The following is a 17,624-nucleotide window of genomic DNA, read 5'->3' on the forward strand; positions in this document are numbered from 1 at the left end:
GCGGCGGCCGGGGCCGCGGCCGAGATCGAGGTCGACGAACTCGCCAAGGCCATCGTGGAGCGGGACCAGGCGGTCAAGGACCTGGGCTACGCGAAGGCCGACCACGCCAACGACCTGCGCAAGTTCAAGATCCGGCAGGCCGAGGCGGTCGAGAACACGAAGGTCGCGATCGTCACCAAGTTCCTCGACGTCGCGGACGACCTGGACCGGGCCCGCGCCCACGGTGACCTCGAAACGGGTCCGCTGAAGGCGTTGTCGGACAAGCTCTCCAGCGTGTTCGAGGGCATCGGACTGGTCGCGTTCGGCGACGAGGGCGACGAGTTCGCCCCGGATCTGCACGAGGCCGTGCAGATGGAGGGCGACGGACACCACCCGGTGCTCGGCACCGTCCTGCGCAAGGGATACCGGCTCGGGGATCGGGTGCTGCGGCACGCGATGGTCACGGTGACCGACGGCGAGCCTGCGCCGTCGGAGTCCGAGCAGTAGGTACACAGGAAACAACGAGAGGAGGAGACGCCCGGTGAGCCAACGGGAGTGGATCGAGAAGGACTTCTACAAGGACCTGGGCGTCTCCTCCGACGCCTCGGCCGACGAGATCAAGAAGGCCTACCGAAAGCTGGCTCGGGACCTGCATCCCGATGCCAACCCCGGCGACACCGCCGCCGAGGAGCGCTTCAAGGCCGTGAGCGAGGCGAACGCCGTGCTCTCGGACCCGGCCAAGCGCAAGGAGTACGACGAGGCGCGGCGACTGTTCGCCAGTGGCGGCTTCGGTCGCGGCGGATTCCCGCCCGGCGCCGAGTACTCCACCGGTGGAGGTGGATTCGGCGGCGGCGAATTCAACATCGGTGACCTGTTCGGCGGCGCCGGCGGCGCGGCCGAGGGCGGCATCGGCGACATCTTCGGCGGACTCTTCGGTGGCGGCCGGGGCGGTCGCACCGCCGCACCGTCCCGGCCGCAGCGCGGCAAGGACGTCGAGGCCGAGACCACCCTCCCGTTCCGCGAGGCGGCGACGGGCGTGACCGTGCCGCTGCGCCTGACCAGTCCGGCCTCGTGCACCACCTGCCACGGCAGTGGCGCGAAGCCGGGCACCAGCCCGCGGGTGTGCCCGCGCTGCAACGGATCCGGAATCGTCAGCCGCAACCAGGGCGCGTTCGGGTTCAGCGAACCCTGCGACGACTGCCGGGGCACCGGCTCGATCATCGACGACCCCTGCACCGACTGTCACGGTACCGGCGTGCAGAACCGCACCCGCAGCATCACCGTCCGGATTCCGCCGGGGGTGAGCGACGGACAGAAGATCCGCCTCGCCGGGCAGGGCGAGGCCGGACTGCGCGGCGCGCCGTCGGGTGACCTGTACGTCACCGTTCACGTCAAGTCGGACAAGGTCTTCGGCCGCAACGGCGACGATCTCACGGTCATCGTCCCGGTCAGCTTCGGTGAGCTCGTGCTCGGGACCACGTTGTCCGTGCCGACCCTCGAAGGCCGCGTCGGTGTCAAGGTGCCGCCCGGAACCGTGGACGGCCGCATCCTGCGGGTGCGTGGGCGCGGCGTACCCAAGCGCGGCGGCGGTGCGGGCGACCTGTTGGTCACCGTGAAGGTCGCGGTGCCGCAGAACCTGAACGACGATGCGACCGCGGCCCTGCATGCATACCTGGATGCGGAGAAGGCCAGCGGATTCAATCCCCGAGAGGGATGGGCGGGCGCGTGATGTCCGCTCAGTCGATTCGACGGAGGTGAGCCATGTCGGAACAATCGAATCGGGATACCCCACCGGACCCCGACGCGCAGGTGTTCGTCATCTCCGTGGCGGCCGAGCTGGCAGGCATGCACGCGCAGACGCTGCGTAACTACGACCGGCTGGGGCTGGTCACCCCGCACCGCACGACCGGCGGCGGCCGCCGGTACTCGCCGCGCGATGTGGCGCTGCTGCGTGAGGTGCAGCGGCTGTCCCAGGACGAGGGCGTCAACCTGGCCGGGATCAAGCGCATCATCGAACTCACCAACCAGGTCGAGGGTCTGCAGCGCAGGGTCGCCGAAATGGCCCAGGAGATAGCGCAACTCAGCGCCGGCTACCGGCGTGACCTGGTCCCCCTGCCCCGCAACAACGCGCTCGTGGTGTGGAAGCCGCGCCACCAGCGCTGAACCTCCGCCCCCATCTCCCCAATGTCACATTCGTTCGCTCAGGTCGAACCGGTGTGACATCGGGGAGATCGCGTTTGTGGTGCCGGTGCGGCCGAGCGCCGATCAGGCGTGCCCGACCAGGATGTACCCGGCGTTCATGTTCGGGTATCCGGTGTCCAGGGTGGGGTTGATGCCGTAGGCACCGGGGGTGCCGGTGATCCTGGTGCCGTCGAGCGACGAGGCCCCGCGATAGTTGTTCGCGGCGAACACCGCATGGGCTCCGCCCGGCATCGCGTACGTGACGTCCACTCCGACACCGTTCGGATCGGTGTTGTGCGCGGTGACGATCTCGGTGGTGTGCGGCGCGACGAAGCCGCGCGGCGCACTGATCCACTGCCCGTACGGGTTCGACGACCCCTGCAGCACGATCGGCGAGTCGGTCGCGTTGGTGATCGTCATCGCGATCGTCGGTCCGTCGGTGGGGAGCGTGCCGGCGCCGGCGACACCCGTCGTCGCGAGGGCCGTGCCTGCGACGGCGAGGGCGGCGACCGGGAGGACGGCGTAGCGGGCGAGGCGGTGGCTCGGGGTGATGATCATGGCGAATTCTCCTGCGGTGGTGTCGGTCCGGACGAGTTGAGTTGGACTGTGAAGGGACCGCCACGCACGCGGGGTGCATGACGGCCCCCTCGGGCCGTGAGGTCGTGGTGCCCGAGCGGTCGGGAGGGTCGACGAGGTTCTGTCTTGGCCGGCCGCTCGAGGCGATGAGACAACTATCCGTCCGCGGCGTTGTCGGGTCTGTCCGCCGACCGGGCTCCGGGACGGATGAATTCGCGTCCCCCGATCGGGGGACCCGCTCCCACCGATGTCGCCGGGCGCATCCGGCGAATCGCCTGTTCACGGGTGTGCTCGCGTGAGAAGCTGGGACATGGCCGTTCTCGGGTCCGGGGGAACGAACGTCGAGAAGGTGCGGGTGGTCGTCGGTGACGACCACCCGATGTTCCGCGACGGTGTGGTCCGCGCGCTGGTCGGGAGCGGGCTGGTCGAGGTGGTCGGCGAGGCCGACGACGGCGCCGCGGCGCTGGCGCTCATCCGTGAGCACCGTCCACAGGTCGCCCTGCTCGACTATCGAATGCCGAACCTGGACGGAACCCAGGTCGCGGCCGCGGTCCGACGTGACGATCTCGGTACGCGGGTGCTGCTGCTGTCGGCCCACGACGAGGCCGCGATCGTGTACCTGGCCCTGCAGGAGGGGGCGGCGGGCTTCCTGCCCAAGGAGTCGACCCGTTCGGCCATCGTCGCCGCCGTCCTGGACTGTGCGCGCGGCCGTGACGTGCTGCCCGCGGACCTGGCCGTCGGGCTGGCGGGGGAGGTGCGGCGGCGCGCGGAACCCACCGGCCCCGCGCTCAGTGCCCGCGAGCAGGAGGTACTCGGGCACATCGCGCGGGGAATGAGCATCCCGGCCATCGCCGGTGAGCTGTATCTCGCGCCGTCCACCGTCAAGACCCACGTGCAACGGCTGTACGAGAAGCTCGGCGTCGGCGACCGCGCGGCGGCGGTCGCCGAGGCGATGCGCCGAGGGCTGCTCGAGTGAGCGACCGAGGGTTCGCCGCGAGTCCGGTCAGGCGACCGGGCAGCCCGAACCCGTCGTCCGGGTCACGAAGTTCGGCCGCACGTCCAGGTCCGGCTCGTCGTAGAGCCGATGGAACGTCGGCGTCAGCGACGCGGACATCGGCGGGTTGATCCACGACCAGTCGGTGGGGCACGCGCGGCCCGCCTTCTCCTCACGGTCGACGAAGTCGAGGAACTGCCGGGCGACGGTGTGGTGGTCGACCATGATCACCCCGGCCTGCCGGTAGCTGTGGATCACCGCCCGATTCAGCTCGACCAGCGCCCGGTCCTTCCACAGCGTCCGGTCCGAACTCATGTCGAGCCGCAGCTTGCGGGCGATCGTCGGCAGCATGTCGTAGCGGTCGGTGTCGGAGAAGTTGCGCGCCCCGACCTCCGTGCTGACGTACCAGCCGTTGAACGGCGCACACGGGTAGGTGAGGCCGCCGATCTCGAGGTCCATGTTCGAGACCGCGGGCACCGCATGCCACTTCAGGCCCAGCTTCGCGAACCACTTGTAGTTCGGATGCTCGAACGGGACCTCGAGGATCAGCTCCCGTGGCACCTCGAACCACTGGAGCGGCTCGTCGGGGACGGAGATGAGCAGTGGCAGCACGTCGAAGGCGGTCCCCTCGCCCTGCCAGCCGAGGCGCGTCACCTGCTCGGTGAGCTCGACGTGCCAGGGGTCGCCGACGACGGTTCCGTCGGCCTGGCGGTAGCCCGCGTACCGGATCAGCTGGGGGCTGACGATGCGGTACTCGCGCCCGTCCGGCAGTGGGCGGGGTCCGATCGTGATCACCGACTGCAGGGCGCCGCCGTTGGTGGCCATCCGCAGGTGCTCCCAGCATGCCTCGGCGAGGGCGGCGGCGGTCACCGCGTGCCGTGCGTCGAGCAGCTTGAGGGTGCGCCAGTGGTTGCGGCCGACGCAGCGCGCGTGGTTGCGCCAGGCGAGCTTCGCGCCGACGAGCAGTTCCTCGGCGGTGTGCTCGTACCGACCGGTGAGGGCGAACTCGTCGAGCACTTCGGCAGCACGCGACGGCGACAGGTGCGCCAGCTCCGGTTGCGCGAAGAAGTCGGCGCACTCGCGTAGTCGGCGGTCGAGTTCGTCGGAAGTGGGGGCAGGCCTGGACGCGACATCTCGGTCACGCAGGCATTCCTCCCCGAAGGAAATGGCCACGGCTGTCTGGCTCCGTTCTCTGTGGGCGCCGGCAGTATCACGTGAAACCACTGGTGCTTGTGTGACATGTGATTCTTTCACGACTATGCCGCCACCGTCCCTTTCCATCCAGGGTGGTCGTCGCCTAGACTCGCCAACGACCCATCGGCGACCGCCGTGAGGGGCCCCGCGACCTGCCGGAACGCGACAGGTCGCGGTTTGTGTGCGGAACGGGGACTCTGCAGTGGACTCAACGACAATTTCGCTTGTCCGGACGACGTTCAAGGCCGTCGCGGCCGTCGAGGACGGTCCCGAGAAGCTGACGAGGTCGTTCTACGCGATCCTGTTCGCGCGGAACCCCGAGGCCCGAGAGTTCTTCCCCGCCGCGATGGACGTCCAGCGGGACCGTCTGGTCCGGGCGATCGCGTACGTCATCGACAAGCTCGAGGAGCCCGAGTCGATCCTGCCGTTCCTGGGCCAGCTGGGCCGCGACCACCGCAAGTACGGGGTCGAGGACGCGCACTACATCGCCGTCGGCAACGCCCTGATCACGGCCCTGCAGAACTTCGCGGGCTCCGAGATCTGGACCGAGGAGGTCGATCTCGCGTGGCGTGAGGCCATCGCCCTGATCGCCTCGACCATGATGACCGCCGCCAACTCGGAGACCGGCCCGCGGACCTGGATCGGCACCGTCGTCGAGCACAAGCAGGTGCTCCGTGACGTCGCGGTGGTCCGGCTGCAGCTCGACCAGCCGATGCAGTACGGCGCCGGCCAGTACGTGAGCGTCAGCGTCCCCGGCCGCCCGCGGATGTGGCGCTATCTCTCGCCCGCGATCCCGGCCAACGACCAGGGTCAGATCGAGTTCCACGTGCGCCGTGTCGCCGGTGGCTGGGTCAGCCCGGCGATGGTCGGCCAGACGAACCTCGGCGACACCTGGGCCATCGGATCGCCGCTCGGCGCGCTCGGGGTGGACCGCACCAGAGAGCGCGACATGCTGATGATCGCGTCGGGCACCGGTATCGCGCCCCTGCGCGCACAGGTGATGGAGATGGCCATGCGCGGCAACAACCCGCGCGTGCACCTGTTCGTGGCCGGCACCTATCCGTGCGACCTCTACGACATCGAGACACTCTGGCAGCTCTCGCAGACGAACCCGTGGCTCACGGTGATCCCGGTGTCCCAGGAGGACACCAACCCGTGGTGGCACTTCGACCCGATCCCCACCCCGCCGCCCGGTATGTACCAGCGGATCACCGGGAAGGTCGGGGAGGTGGTGGCGGAGTTCGGCGACTGGGCCGACCGCGACATCCAGATCGTCGGATCGGCGTCGATGATCCAGACCACCAAGTTCCGCCTGCAGGCCAAGGGCACCCCGACGGAGAACATCCGCCACGACCCGCTGTTCTGACCGGTCAGCTCGGAAGGATGTTCACCGCCCTCGCGGCGACCAGGCCGACGGTCACCAGCGAGACGACCGCCTGGGACATCATCAGCACCTTCGCCCACCGCGACAGCGGCATCGTGTCGGTGGGCGAGAACGCCGTCGCGTTGGTGAACGAGACGTAGAGGTAGTCGAGGAACGTCGGCCGGAAGTCCGGGTCCAGGCGGGCGTCGGCCATCTGCGGGAACAGGAAGTCCGGGGTCTGGCTGCGGACGCCGGCGCGCGCGGCGGCGCCACCGCGGTCGAACTCCCAGTACCACAGCGCATAGACGATGATGTTCGTCAGCCAGATCGAGGCGCCCGACGCGAGAATCTTGTCCGCCGTCACCACGCTGCCGGTGAGGATCGCGTCGAGCAGCAGGACGGTGGACACCGCGTTCGTCGCGGCCAGGACGCTGATCAGTGCCAGGGAAATCGGGCGCAGTGCGGGATGGCGGTCGTGCACCGGACCGGGATTGCCGATCAGCAGGATCACGCACAGGACGAGCTCGATCGCGGGCGCTGCCGAGCGCGGCCGCAGCACGAACGAATCCGGCAGCAGCAGCTGCAGGATCACCGCCACCAGCAGTACTGCGATCATCGACCAGCGTGGTTCGGCGAGGTGCGGGCGCAACCAGCCCGGCACGGGCGCGTGCTCGCCGCCGAACTTGCCGTACTCCCAACGCTTGGCGCGGCTGGGCGGACGGTCCTCGTGCGGGGCGTTCGACCCGTCTTCGTCGCCGGTCACCAGGGTCATCATCCTCGTTCGTGGCGGCCGCCGTCCGCTGAACGGGAGCCTGGCGGTGGTCGTCCGGTCAGTGGGAGAGGCCGTAGTCGGTGGGCGGGCACGCCCATAGCGTCATTCGCAGTAGTCACCAGCGAAAGGCAGACATCGTGAGCGCCCCTATTCCAGCATCCGCGGGATCAGATCTGTCCGAGGTCGACGTCGTCGTCGTCGGAGCGGGCTTCGCCGGGCTGTACGCGCTGCACCGCTTCCGCAGCGACGGTCTGCGCGTGCAGGTGATCGAGGCAGCCGACGGTGTGGGCGGCGTCTGGTACTGGAACCGCTACCCGGGCGCGCGTTGCGACGTCGAGAGCGTCGACTACTCCTACTCGTTCGACGAGGCGCTGCAGCAGGAATGGGACTGGAGCGAGAAGTACGCCACCCAGCCGGAGATCCTGCGGTACGCCAACCACGTCGCGGACCGCTTCGACCTCCGTCGCGACATCAGGTTCGGCACCCGGGTGACCGACATCGTGCTCGACGAGTCGACGCTGCGGTGGGAGGTGCGTACCGACGCCGGTGACGCGGTGTCCGCGCGGTTCGTCGTCCTCGCGGTGGGACCCCTGTCGAATGCGAACATCCCCGACATCGCGGGCCTCGGTTCGTTCGAGGGCGGTGTGTACCACACCGCGCACTGGCCGCACGAGGGCGTGGACTTCACCGGCAAGCGGGTCGGCGTGATCGGGACGGGGTCCTCCGGGATCCAGGCGATCCCGTGCATCGCCGAGCAGGCGGAGCAGCTGTACGTGTTCCAGCGCAGCGCCAACTACAGCGTGCCGGCCGGCAACGTGCCGCTCTCCGACGAGGACCGCGCTCGGCAGAAGGCGAACTACGCCGAGCGGCGGGCGCTGTCCTTCCAGAGCGGTGGCGGCTCCCCGCACCTGGCCAACCCCAAGTCGGCGCTGGAGGTGTCCGAGCAGGAGCTGCGCGACGCGTACGAGGAGCGGTGGCGGCTCGGCGGCGTGCTGTTCAGCAAGACCTTCCCCGACCAGGTGGTCAACCTCGAGGCGAACGACACCGCCCGCGTCTTCTGGGAGGAGAAGGTTCGCGCGGTCATCGACGACCCGGAGGTCGCCGAGCTGCTGATTCCGAAGGATCACGCGATCGGCACCAAGCGGATCTGCACGGACGCGAACTACTACCAGACCTACAACCGCGACAACGTGAACCTGGTGAACCTCAAGGCGACGCCGATCGACAGCATCGACGCCACGGGTGTGCAGACCACCGGCGAGCGCTACGACCTCGACGCCCTGGTCCTGGCGACCGGGTTCGACGCGATGACCGGGTCCATGGACAAGCTCAACATCGTCGGCCGCGGCGGGGAGACCCTGAAGGAAGCCTGGGTCGCCGGACCGCAGACCTACCTCGGTCTGTCCGTGGCCGGGTTCCCGAACCTGTTCAACATGACCGGGCCGGGCAGTGTCTCCGTCCTCGCGAACATGGTGCTGCACTCCGAGCTGCACGTGAACTGGGTGGCCGACGCCATCGCCCACCTCGACGCGCACGGCGCGAAGGCGATCGAGGCCCGGCCCGAAGCGGTCGCGGACTGGGTGAAGGAGTGCACCGACAGGGCCGCGGCCACCCTCATGCCGACCGCGAACTCCTGGTACGTGGGCGCGAACATCCCCGGCCGTCCGCGGGTGTTCATGCCGTTCCTCGGCGGGTTCGGTGTGTACGGCCAGATCATCGCCGACGTTGCGGCCGCGGGCTACAAGGGATTCGACATCATCGAAGCAGGCGAGTGACCGTCCGGTCCCGGAACTGACCGGGACCGCGTAGAGGTCGAGGACAACGAAACACGCTGGGCACCAAGGGATGGTGTCCAGCGTGTTGTCGTATCTGGAGGCAGATTTCTGAAACGTGTTGCAGTTTAACGCCTTTCGTATCCCAGCTCACGGGAACGAGGTTGACGTTAGCTAGGTCACACCCTTACGCTTCCCCAAGCAAATGCTTGCTTATTCAACTTGAGGAGACCTGCATGAACAATCGGCATCGCGTTCTCGTGGCCGCTCTCGCCGTCTCCGCGGTCGCGCTCGCGGGCTGCTCCGGATCGAGTTCCGGAGCGGAGGGGGGATCCGACGGCCCGTACCGGGTGCTCGTCACCGGCGCCATGAGCGGCCAGGGTGCACTGGCAGCAAACTCCCAGACCTCGATCCTCGCCGCGAAGGCCGGCGCCGAGGCGATCAACGCCAACGGCGGAATCGGCGGTCGCCAGGTCGAACTCACCGTGGTCGACGACGGCGGCGATGCCACGCGGGCGGTGTCGAACCTGCGCGAGGCGGTTGCCTCCGGCGCGAAGCCCGACCTGTACCTGAATTCGGGCCCGTCGACGGTGTCGGCCGCGACCCTGCCGATCCTCAAGCAGAGCAAGATTCTGTCGTTCAACGTCGGTCCTACCGAGAACTCTTCGGACCCAACTCAATTCCCGCTGAACTTCGATCTCTCGCCTTCGCCCGCCGACTACGCCCGATCGATCGCGCGCTACGCGAAGAGCAAGAACTACCAGCAGGTCGGTGTCATCCACGGCAGCAGCGCCTACGGTGAGGCCTTCGGAAAGTCGATGGCGTCCTCGCTCGCGTCGGAGGGCGTCAGCGCCACCGCTTCGGAGGAGTACGACATCGCGGCCCTCGACATGACCGCGCAGCTCCAGTCGCTCAAGAACAAGGGCACGCAGGCGCTCGTGGTCGATGCCTACGGCGCGCCGCTCGGGTACCTGCTGACCAGCCTGCAGCGCCTGGACTGGAACATCCCCCTGATCGGCAACACCTCGGTCTCCGGCACCGCGCTGGTGGCCAAGCCGGCGCCCGACGGCGTGCTCGGTACTCCCGCCACCGCGAACCTCGTCATGCAGATGTTCCCGAGCACCGTTTTCGACGCCAACGACACCGCCGTGAACGCGATGGTGACCTCTATGGCGGCGAAGGGGCAGATCCCGTCGACGCTGATCCTGGCGGACAACTACGACCCGTTCGGCCTCGTCGCCGCGGCCGCCGCGAAGGTCGGATCATCTTCGGACGCAACCAAGCTCGCGGAGGCTCTCGAGGACCAGCAGGTCCTCGACACCGCCAAGACCGCGTTCCTGCCGAGCTACCACTACACCGCGGATTCGCACGCTCCGAACCTGACCGACGACGGCTACCGGTTCGTGCCGCCGAGCAAGTTGCTCAACGGGCAGTACGGCAACCCGGCCGCCTGATCGATCCCCTGATTGCTGACGGTGCGGCCGCCCTCGCGGCCGCACCGTCGTGAGGAGTGGAGAAATGACCATTCTCTGGTCTGGCCTCGCACTGGGCGCCGTCTACACGCTGGTTGCGATCGGCTACAACATCGTTTTCGTCTCGTCCAACACCTTCAACTTCGCGCAGGCGCAGCTGATGATGGTGGGCACCTTCGTCGCCTACACCGGTCTGGTGACCCTGAAACTGCCCGTCCTCGTCGTCGCCGTGATGGCGACGGTGACGGTGATGATCCTGGCCGGACTCGAGGAAGTCATCGCGGTTCGGCCGGTGAAAGACCACCAGAACCAACTGGTCACGACCTTGGGTGTTGCGACCCTGATCAGCGGTGCGACGCAGTTGATCTGGGGGAGCGAACCCCTGACCGTGCCGTTCTTCGGGTCCAACGAACCGATCACCCTGCTCGGTGGCCGCACCTATCCCGTGGAGATCGCCCTGCTCGTGGTGGCGGTCGTGCTGGTGGTGGTGCTCGGTCAGTTCAGCAAGCGGACCGTGACAGGCCTTGCGCTCCTGGGTATCTCGGAGGACCGTGAGGCCGCGATGCTGCGCGGCGTCAACGTCCGTGCGCTCGCGCTCGGTGCGTTCGCCGCGTCCGGTGCCCTCGCCGGATTCCTGGGACTGTTCGTGGGGCCCAAGACTTTCGCGGTGGCCACACTCGGTTCCGCGCTGGCCATCAAGGGATTCGTCGCCTTGGCCATCGGTGGCTTCGGCTCCCTGCCCGGTGCGTTGGTCGGTGGCCTCACCGTCGGCCTCGTCGAGTCCTACGCCGCGCTGGAACTGGGCAGCGCCTACAGCAACATCGCGGTGTTCGTGGTTCTCATCGTGATCCTCATGGTCCGGCCGGCCGGACTGTTCGGTCGTGTCCGGGAACGGGTGGTGTGAGATGACAGTCTGGCGTTCACTGAGAGCTGTCCCGAGCTGGATCTACCCGCTAGCCCTCGGCATTGTCGTCCTGCTGCTGCCGGCGCTCGGTCTCGGCTTCGCGATGACCCGGCAGGTTCAGCTGGCGTGCATCATGGCCCTGGTGGTCAGCGGCCTGAGCCTCAGCCTCGGGTACGCGGGCGAACTCGCCCTCGGGCAGGCCGCGATGTACGCCGCCGGGGCCTACACCGCGGGACTGATGTCCATCGCGGGATACACGGACATCGTCGTGCAGCTCGTCGCGTCCGGTCTGGTCGCGTTGGCGGTCGGCATCGTCACCGGTATCCCCGGCCTGCGTCTGGGCAGCTGGTCGCTGGCCATGACCTCGTTCTTCCTGGTGCTGCTCGTCCCCGACATCATCGCGATCTTCGGGGACACCACCGGCGGTCGGAACGGGCTCAGCGGCATCGAGCCTGCCACCCTGTTCGGCCACGTCCTCGATCCTGCGAACAACGAGTTCTACCTGGTGATCGTCGTGGTGACCATCTCGTGGTTCGCGGTGATGCGCAACCTCGTCGTGTCCCGCCACGGCATCGCCTTCCGCACCCTCAAGCAGAGCCCGGTGCTGGCGTCGTCCGTGGGCGTCTCGGTGTTCCGGATGAAGCTGCTGGGCTATGCGATCGGTGCCTTTCCTGCCGGCCTGGCGGGAGCGCTGTTCGCGAACATCGACATGTTCGTCTCACCCGAGGCATTCGGATTCACTTTCGCCACAGCGGTTCTCGCCGCCTGCATCCTCGGTGGTGCCGCCAGCGTGTACGGCGCCCTGATCGGCGCGGCGATCATGCAGTTCGGCCCCAACCAGGCGTCGGACTTCCAGCAGTACGCGCTCGTGTTCTACGGCGGGTTCCTGATCGTCGGCGGTGTGCTGCTCAGCGGTGGCTTGGCCAAACTGGGCAAGGCCGGCCTCGCCAAGCTCGACCGAGCGGCCGGACTGTCCGGTGCTCGCGCCGTCGAACCAGGTGCGAACGCGGAACTGCCGCCGATGGAGCAGATGGAGGGGCAACCCCTCGTGGTCGACGGCATCTCCAAGGCGTTCGGCGGCAACCAGGCGCTGAGCAATGTCCAGTTGAGTGCTCGGCCCGGGCAGGTGACCGCTCTGATCGGACCGAACGGTTCCGGCAAGACGACCACGCTGAACATGATCTGCGGGTTCTACAAGCCGGACTCCGGACGAATCCTGATCGGTGACACCGAGGTTCAGGGACTGTCCCCGGACCGAGTCGCCCGGGTCGGCGTCGCCCGCACCTTCCAGACCCCGAACATCCCGGAGCACGTCACCGTCCTCGAGGCGGTCGCCTCCGGTCGGTACAGCACCGATCGGGCGTCGATGTTCTCGACCGTGCTGCGGCTGCCGCGGTTCCGCAAGGTTCGCGCGGCGGACCTCGCCGAGGCGCAGCGGGCGCTTGAGATGGTGGGCATGGCGCACCTCGCCGACGAGACCGCCACCGCGCTGCCCCTGGGCATGCGCAGGCTGCTCGAGGTGGCCCGGTCCGTGGTCGCGAAGCCGCGGGTGCTGCTGCTCGACGAGGTGGCGTCGGGTCTGGACGAGGACGAGGTGGAACGGCTCGCGGACATCATCCGCGGCCTGCGTGACGCCGGGGCCACGGTGGTGTTGGTGGAGCACAACTTCCGGCTCGTGCTCGAGCTCGCGGACCGGATCGTGGTGCTCGCTCAGGGCACCGTCATCGCGGACGGGAGCCCGGCCGAGATCGAGCACGATCCACGGGTGCTCAGTGAGTACCTCGGCGTCACCGTCGAGGAGAGCGGCGCGCGCACGATCGCCGACGAAGAATCCGCCCTCTCCGAAGAGGTGAAGTCATGACTGCATTGCCCGTCTCCGGCTCTACATCCGCGAAACCCCTTCTGAGCGTGCGGAACCTGGAGTCCGGGTACGGCGACCTGCGTGTGGTCTGGGACGTGTCCCTCGACGTGTGGCCCGGAAAGGTGACGGCTCTGCTCGGTCGCAACGGCGCGGGCAAGACCAGCACCCTGCGGGCGATCTCCGGGCTGAACAAGGTCTCCGCGGGGTCGATCGAGTTCGACGGCAAGGACGTCTCGAAGGTGCCTGCGCACCAACGGGTGCGCCGCGGCATGGCGTATGTCCAGGAAGGCAAGCGGGTCTTCCACCGGCAGACCGTCGAGCAGAACCTCGTTCTCGGCGGATATGTCCGCAAGATGCGCCGGTCCGCGTTGAAGGACGAGGTGGCGCGCATCTACGAGCTGTTCCCGATCCTGGGGGAGAAGCGCGGGCTGCTCGCCGGGTCGATGTCCGGTGGGCAGCAGCAGATGCTGGCGATCGGGCAGGCACTGATGGCCGAGCCGTCGCTGCTGCTGCTCGACGAGCCGTCCGGCGGTCTCGCCCCGGTCATCGTCAACGAGGTGATGGAGCGGGTGCAGGTGCTCAAGGAGGCGGGCCTGGCGGTGCTGCTCGTCGAGCAGGCGGTCGAGGCCGCGATGAGCGTCGCCGACCACGTCACCGTGCTCGACATCGGCAAGGTCGTGATGGACGCCGAGGCGGGCGACATCGACGACCTCGCCGTGCTGAAGGACGCGTACTTCGGTCGCGTGTAGCCCTACGGCGATGGATGGGGGTTCGGGTCTCACTCCGGAACCGGAGCTGAGCAACGAACCCCCATTCATCGCGTCTACCGAGGAGGAGTCACACATGGAGACGTTTCCCAGTCCGCCGGTGCCGGTCACCGGGTCGTTCGAGGAACGGCTCGGTGCCGTCGAGGACACCCTCGCCATCCTCCAGCTCGAGGGCGCCTACGCGCCGTCCTGGGACTCCGGTGACGCGCGGGCGTGGTCGGAACTGTTCTGCGAGGACGGGGTTTTCGAGGTGGTGGCGGTCGGTGACGCTCCCGAGATCGTCCTCCGGGGACGTGCCGAGCTGCACCGGTTCTGCACCGACTTCACCGCCCACACCACGGGGATCCACCTGCTCAGTCCGCCGTCGATCACGCTGGAGGGCGACACCGCCTCGGCCCGGGTGCATTTCGAGTTCCGCTCCGGATCCCAGTCCGAGTCCGAGACCCGGCACGCCCATGTCGCCGGCCACTACACCGTCGCGTACCGGCGCACGGCCGAGGGCTGGCGGATCAGTCACCGGAGCGAGCAGGCGGTGCGACGCGACCGCGGACTCTTCTACTCGTACTGACGGGTCGATCCACTGCGCCCGGACCCGTCCGCCTCGCGGCCGGTGGGTCCGGGTGCAGTGGATCGGTTCTCGCGTCGCCCGTCAGTCGACGACTGTCTCGCTGAACACCGGCGGGTTCCCCAGGAACGGGCGGTGCGACGGTGGGCGATTGCCGTCGACGTCGACGACGCCGAGTTCCTCGCCCACCTCGGCGCCGATCAGGACCCGTCCGGACCGGTTCATCAACTCCGGGTCGCGGGCGAGTGCGTCGATGACCCGGCCGGTGAACTCGGGGGACTCGGCGGTCGCGGCCAGCCCGTCGTAGGCGGCGGGGTCGGCCGCGAAGGCGGCCATGGTGCGTTCCGTCTTGAGCAGTCCCATCCACAGCGAGACGACCGCGACGTTGTGCGGCCGGAAGTCGACGGCCATGTCGTGTGCCATCTTGTCGACGGCGGCCTTGCCCGCCCCGTAGGCGGGCCCGTGCATGTAGCAGGCGCCGCCGAACGACGAGGTGTTGACGACGAGGCCCTCCCCGTTCGCCGCCAGCAGGGGGCCGGCGAAGTAGCTGGAGACGTAGGTCGAGCGCATGCCGACATCGAGCACGTCCTGCAGCGACAGCGGCTTCTCCCAGAACGGGCCCTTCAGGGTGAGCCCGTCCGGCACGTTCAGGGCGTTGTTCACGAGGATGTCGAGTCGGCCCTCCTCCTGCTTGACCTGGTCGAACAGGGCTCGCACCTGCTCGTCGTCGGAGTGGTCGACGATCACGGGCACACCGACGCCGCCGCGCCGGTTGATCTCCTCCGCGGTCGCGTACACGGTGCCGGGCAGTGGCGAGTCGCCCTCCGACCGGGTGCGGCCGGTGACGTACACCTTCGCTCCGGTCGCCCCCAGTGCGAGCGCGATGCCCTTGCCCGCGCCTCGGCTCGCACCGGTCACCACCACGACTCTGTTCGCGCCCAGTCCCACGATTGCCTCCATATCTGTTGGTATGACGGTTCTTTGGATGCACGACGACGAATGTCGGCACCGTGCGCCACATCACACCTCAGCACACAGGGCGGCAGCCGGTGCGGATATCGCGTGTCCCGGTGGACGGGAAATGCGGGCGGTGCGGTCAGCCGAGCGCGGACGTGTGGTTGGACTCCCACCGCTCGATGACCGGGCCGAACTCCGCGAGGAAGGACTGCACGTGCGGGGTGCTGCCGTGGTCGTCGAGTGCCTGACGCGACGTCCAGTGCTCGAAGCAGTGGAACAGCGACGGGTCGTCGAGATCCCGGTAGAACTCGTAGGTGTGGCACCCGGGTTCGGCCAGGGTCGGGGCGACCAGGTCGCGCATGGCGCGGGCGGCGCGGTCGGCTGCGGACGGGTTCACCTTGACGCGGATGAATGCGGTGTGCACTTCGGCTCCTTCGGGGATTCGGTGTGAGTGTGTCGATGCACTCCGGTCGGAGAACCGCTACTTCGCATCGACTTCCGTCGCGGTCAGGTCATGCTCGCGGAGGTTCGTCCCCGCGACATCCGGACCTCCCGCTGCGCGGGAGCGCTGGTGGTCGGAGCGCGGCGCCGCGCCTAGCGTCCACTGCAGACGTGGAAGGGGACATCGATGTCTCGTATGCAGGGCAAGGTCGCACTCGTGACCGGTGCCGGAAATGGGATGGGGCGCGCCCACTGTGTCCGGCTGGCGGCCGAGGGTGCCGACATCATCGTGCTGGACCTGCCGGGCGCCGAGGCGGATATGGCCGAGACCTGCCGCCTGGTCGGCGAGCACGGGCGTCGCGCGGTGTCGGCGGGCGCGGACGTGCGTGATCTCGCCGCCGTGCAGGCAGGTGTGGATCGCGGCGTCGGTGAGTTCGGCCGGCTCGACGTGGTCGTCGCGAACGCGGGCATCTGCGACAACCCCGGCCCGGCCTGGACCATCGACGAGCCCGTGTGGCAGCGTTCGCTGGACGTGAACCTCACCGGGGCCTGGCACACGATCAAGGCCGCGGTACCGGCGATCGGTGCGGACGGCGGGTCCGTGGTGATCGTCAGCTCCACCGCCGGCGTCAAGGCGGTCGCGGGCGCGGCGCACTACTCGGCCAGCAAGCACGCGGTGATCGGGTTGATGCGGACCCTGGCAAACGAGTTGGGGCCGCGCTCGATTCGCGTCAACGCCCTGCTTCCGGGTGCGGTCGGCACCAAGATGACGCTGAACCCGGCGACCTTCGCCCGGCTGCGACCCGACCTCGAGAATCCCACCGCCGAGGACGTGATGGAGGTGCTCTCACGCAACCACCTGCTCCCGGTGCCGTGGGTCGAGTCGGAGGACGTGAGCAACGCACTGCTGTTCCTGGTCTCCGACGACGCCCGGTACATCACCGGAACCCAGCTGGTGGTCGACGCCGGCCTGACGGAGAAGGTGTGAGCATGAGTGCACGGGTAGCAGGCAAGGTCGCGCTGGTCACCGGTGCGGCCCGAGGCATCGGGCGAGCGCAGGCGCTGCGCTTCGCGCAGGAGGGTGCCGACGTCATCGCGGTCGACGTGTGCGGCCCGCTCGAGACGGTGATCATCCCGCCGGCGACCAGGGAGGACCTCGCCGAGACCGAGCGTCTGGTGCGTGAAACCGGTCGGCGGATAGCGGCATTCGAGGTGGATGTGCGCGACCGCGCGTCGCTGGCGGCGGCGGTGGACGAGGGCGTCGCGCAGTTCGGCGGTCTCGACATCGTGTGCGCCACCGCGGGGATCACCTCCTCGGCTCCCGCGCTCGACCTCGACGAGCAGACGTGGAACACCATGCTCGACGTCAACCTCACCGGCGTGTGGCAGACCTGCGCGGTGTCCGCGCCGCACCTCATCGCCCGCGGCGGCGGGTCGATGATCCTGACCAGTTCGATCGCCGGGCTGCGCGGGCTGGTCGGCGTCGCGCACTACACGGCGGCGAAGCACGGCGTCGTCGGGTTGATGCGGTCGATGGCAAAGGAACTGGCGCCGAACGGTATTCGTGTCAACACGGTGCATCCGACCAACGTGGACACCACCATGATCCAGAACGACATGGTGCGATCGAAGTTCCGGCCCGACCTCGACCGCCCGCCGACACGGGAGGAGTTCGCGGAGTCCGCGGTGTCGATGAACATGCTCGACGTGCCCTGGGTCGAACCGGTGGACGTCGCGAATGCCGCGCTGTTCCTGGCGTCCGACGAGGCCCGTTACATCACCGCGGTCGCCCTCCCGGTGGACGCCGGCAGCACCCGGCGCTGACC

Annotated in this window: 18 protein-coding genes; 13 read left to right on the top strand and 5 right to left on the bottom strand. The window is 68.5% G+C overall.

Features of this window, described 5'->3' with window-relative positions; translation table 11 throughout:
• The 3 genes from grpE to ACFXGJ_RS14260 form a co-directional block, all read left to right on the top strand.
• Window positions 1-486 (top strand): nucleotide exchange factor GrpE (gene grpE, locus ACFXGJ_RS14250; protein ID WP_378620745.1); only part of this gene is annotated, 486 nt, incomplete at its 5' end.
• A 34-nt stretch (window positions 487-520) separates the two neighbouring features.
• Window positions 521-1,708, top strand: a complete 1,188-nt coding sequence (gene dnaJ / locus ACFXGJ_RS14255; protein ID WP_378620747.1) for a molecular chaperone DnaJ — start codon at window positions 521-523, stop codon at window positions 1,706-1,708.
• A gap of 32 nt (window positions 1,709-1,740) precedes the next feature.
• Window positions 1,741-2,142 carry a heat shock protein transcriptional repressor HspR gene (locus ACFXGJ_RS14260; RefSeq protein WP_378620749.1) on the top strand — a complete coding sequence of 134 codons (402 nt, stop codon included), beginning with the start codon at window positions 1,741-1,743 and terminating at the stop codon, window positions 2,140-2,142.
• A 102-nt stretch (window positions 2,143-2,244) separates the two neighbouring features.
• On the opposite strand, the gene ACFXGJ_RS14265 is transcribed toward ACFXGJ_RS14260, so the two are convergent.
• Window positions 2,245-2,718: a hypothetical protein gene (locus tag ACFXGJ_RS14265; RefSeq protein ID WP_378620751.1), complete on the bottom strand. Its 474-nt coding sequence runs from the start codon at window positions 2,716-2,718 to the stop codon at window positions 2,245-2,247.
• 328 nt (window positions 2,719-3,046) lie between these two features.
• On the opposite strand from ACFXGJ_RS14265, the gene ACFXGJ_RS14270 reads away from it, so the two are divergent.
• A complete protein-coding gene (locus ACFXGJ_RS14270) occupies window positions 3,047-3,712 on the top strand; it encodes a response regulator (RefSeq protein ID WP_378620753.1) in 666 nt (221 codons plus the stop codon).
• Between the two features lie 27 nt (window positions 3,713-3,739).
• On the opposite strand, the gene ACFXGJ_RS14275 is transcribed toward ACFXGJ_RS14270, so the two are convergent.
• Window positions 3,740-4,876, bottom strand: coding sequence for a nitric oxide synthase oxygenase (locus ACFXGJ_RS14275; protein ID WP_378620809.1), 1,137 nt, complete (start codon window positions 4,874-4,876; stop codon window positions 3,740-3,742).
• A gap of 250 nt (window positions 4,877-5,126) precedes the next feature.
• Here ACFXGJ_RS14275 and ACFXGJ_RS14280 point away from each other — a divergent pair, with 250 nt between their 5' ends.
• Window positions 5,127-6,290, top strand: coding sequence for an FAD-binding oxidoreductase (locus tag ACFXGJ_RS14280; RefSeq protein WP_378620755.1), 1,164 nt, complete (start codon window positions 5,127-5,129; stop codon window positions 6,288-6,290).
• A 4-nt stretch (window positions 6,291-6,294) separates the two neighbouring features.
• On the opposite strand, the gene ACFXGJ_RS14285 is transcribed toward ACFXGJ_RS14280, so the two are convergent.
• Window positions 6,295-7,059 carry a hypothetical protein gene (locus ACFXGJ_RS14285; protein WP_378620757.1) on the bottom strand — a complete coding sequence of 255 codons (765 nt, stop codon included), beginning with the start codon at window positions 7,057-7,059 and terminating at the stop codon, window positions 6,295-6,297.
• Between the two features lie 137 nt (window positions 7,060-7,196).
• Here ACFXGJ_RS14285 and ACFXGJ_RS14290 point away from each other — a divergent pair, with 137 nt between their 5' ends.
• The 6 genes from ACFXGJ_RS14290 to ACFXGJ_RS14315 all read left to right on the top strand — a co-directional run bounded on the left by ACFXGJ_RS14290 (window position 7,197) and on the right by ACFXGJ_RS14315 (window position 14,403).
• Window positions 7,197-8,834, top strand: a complete 1,638-nt coding sequence (locus tag ACFXGJ_RS14290) for a flavin-containing monooxygenase (RefSeq protein WP_378620759.1) — start codon at window positions 7,197-7,199, stop codon at window positions 8,832-8,834.
• A gap of 233 nt (window positions 8,835-9,067) precedes the next feature.
• Window positions 9,068-10,285 (top strand): ABC transporter substrate-binding protein, encoded by a 1,218-nt coding sequence (locus ACFXGJ_RS14295; protein WP_378620761.1) that lies wholly within the window; start codon window positions 9,068-9,070, stop codon window positions 10,283-10,285.
• 64 nt (window positions 10,286-10,349) lie between these two features.
• A complete protein-coding gene (locus tag ACFXGJ_RS14300) occupies window positions 10,350-11,207 on the top strand; it encodes a branched-chain amino acid ABC transporter permease (protein ID WP_378620764.1) in 858 nt (285 codons plus the stop codon).
• Between the two features lies 1 nt (window position 11,208).
• Entirely contained in the window at window positions 11,209-13,068 is a 1,860-nt protein-coding gene (locus ACFXGJ_RS14305; RefSeq protein WP_378620768.1) for an ATP-binding cassette domain-containing protein, read from the top strand.
• Window positions 13,065-13,817 (top strand): ABC transporter ATP-binding protein, encoded by a 753-nt coding sequence (locus ACFXGJ_RS14310; protein WP_378620771.1) that lies wholly within the window; start codon window positions 13,065-13,067, stop codon window positions 13,815-13,817. The genes ACFXGJ_RS14305 and ACFXGJ_RS14310 overlap by 4 nt, the downstream gene beginning before the upstream one ends.
• 94 nt (window positions 13,818-13,911) lie before the next feature.
• The gene (locus ACFXGJ_RS14315; RefSeq protein WP_378620773.1) at window positions 13,912-14,403 is read left to right on the top strand and encodes a nuclear transport factor 2 family protein; all 492 of its coding nucleotides are present in this window, start codon (window positions 13,912-13,914) and stop codon (window positions 14,401-14,403) included.
• An 81-nt stretch (window positions 14,404-14,484) separates the two neighbouring features.
• Here ACFXGJ_RS14315 and ACFXGJ_RS14320 read toward each other — a convergent pair whose 3' ends face one another.
• Both ACFXGJ_RS14320 and ACFXGJ_RS14325 read right to left on the bottom strand, forming a co-directional pair.
• Entirely contained in the window at window positions 14,485-15,360 is an 876-nt protein-coding gene (locus ACFXGJ_RS14320; protein WP_378620776.1) for an SDR family NAD(P)-dependent oxidoreductase, read from the bottom strand.
• A gap of 136 nt (window positions 15,361-15,496) precedes the next feature.
• Window positions 15,497-15,781: a putative quinol monooxygenase gene (locus ACFXGJ_RS14325; protein ID WP_378620780.1), complete on the bottom strand. Its 285-nt coding sequence runs from the start codon at window positions 15,779-15,781 to the stop codon at window positions 15,497-15,499.
• Window positions 15,782-15,985: 204 nt separating this feature from the next.
• On the opposite strand from ACFXGJ_RS14325, the gene ACFXGJ_RS14330 reads away from it, so the two are divergent.
• Entirely contained in the window at window positions 15,986-16,786 is an 801-nt protein-coding gene (locus ACFXGJ_RS14330; protein WP_378620783.1) for a mycofactocin-coupled SDR family oxidoreductase, read from the top strand.
• 2 nt (window positions 16,787-16,788) lie between these two features.
• Window positions 16,789-17,622, top strand: coding sequence for a mycofactocin-coupled SDR family oxidoreductase (locus ACFXGJ_RS14335; RefSeq protein WP_378620785.1), 834 nt, complete (start codon window positions 16,789-16,791; stop codon window positions 17,620-17,622).
• The last annotated feature ends 2 nt before the right edge of the window (window positions 17,623-17,624 follow it).

The sequence above is a fragment of the Rhodococcus sp. NPDC059234 genome, assembly GCF_042754225.1.
In the GTDB taxonomy this organism is placed as follows: Bacteria; Actinomycetota; Actinomycetes; order Mycobacteriales; family Mycobacteriaceae; genus Rhodococcus_G.

Excerpts from the sequence above, each read along its gene's own strand:
- ACFXGJ_RS14260 (WP_378620749.1), top strand. The coding sequence starts at position 1,741 with ATGTCGGAACAATCGAATCGGGATACCCCACCGGACCCCGACGCGCAG.
- ACFXGJ_RS14265 (WP_378620751.1), bottom strand. The coding sequence starts at position 2,718 with ATGATCATCACCCCGAGCCACCGCCTCGCCCGCTACGCCGTCCTCCCG.
- ACFXGJ_RS14270 (WP_378620753.1), top strand. The coding sequence starts at position 3,047 with ATGGCCGTTCTCGGGTCCGGGGGAACGAACGTCGAGAAGGTGCGGGTG.
- ACFXGJ_RS14285 (WP_378620757.1), bottom strand. The coding sequence starts at position 7,059 with ATGACCCTGGTGACCGGCGACGAAGACGGGTCGAACGCCCCGCACGAG.
- ACFXGJ_RS14295 (WP_378620761.1), top strand. The coding sequence starts at position 9,068 with ATGAACAATCGGCATCGCGTTCTCGTGGCCGCTCTCGCCGTCTCCGCG.
- ACFXGJ_RS14300 (WP_378620764.1), top strand. The coding sequence starts at position 10,350 with ATGACCATTCTCTGGTCTGGCCTCGCACTGGGCGCCGTCTACACGCTG.
- ACFXGJ_RS14305 (WP_378620768.1), top strand. The coding sequence starts at position 11,209 with ATGACAGTCTGGCGTTCACTGAGAGCTGTCCCGAGCTGGATCTACCCG.
- ACFXGJ_RS14310 (WP_378620771.1), top strand. The coding sequence starts at position 13,065 with ATGACTGCATTGCCCGTCTCCGGCTCTACATCCGCGAAACCCCTTCTG.
- ACFXGJ_RS14315 (WP_378620773.1), top strand. The coding sequence starts at position 13,912 with ATGGAGACGTTTCCCAGTCCGCCGGTGCCGGTCACCGGGTCGTTCGAG.
- ACFXGJ_RS14320 (WP_378620776.1), bottom strand. The coding sequence starts at position 15,360 with ATGGAGGCAATCGTGGGACTGGGCGCGAACAGAGTCGTGGTGGTGACC.
- ACFXGJ_RS14330 (WP_378620783.1), top strand. The coding sequence starts at position 15,986 with ATGTCTCGTATGCAGGGCAAGGTCGCACTCGTGACCGGTGCCGGAAAT.
- ACFXGJ_RS14335 (WP_378620785.1), top strand. The coding sequence starts at position 16,789 with ATGAGTGCACGGGTAGCAGGCAAGGTCGCGCTGGTCACCGGTGCGGCC.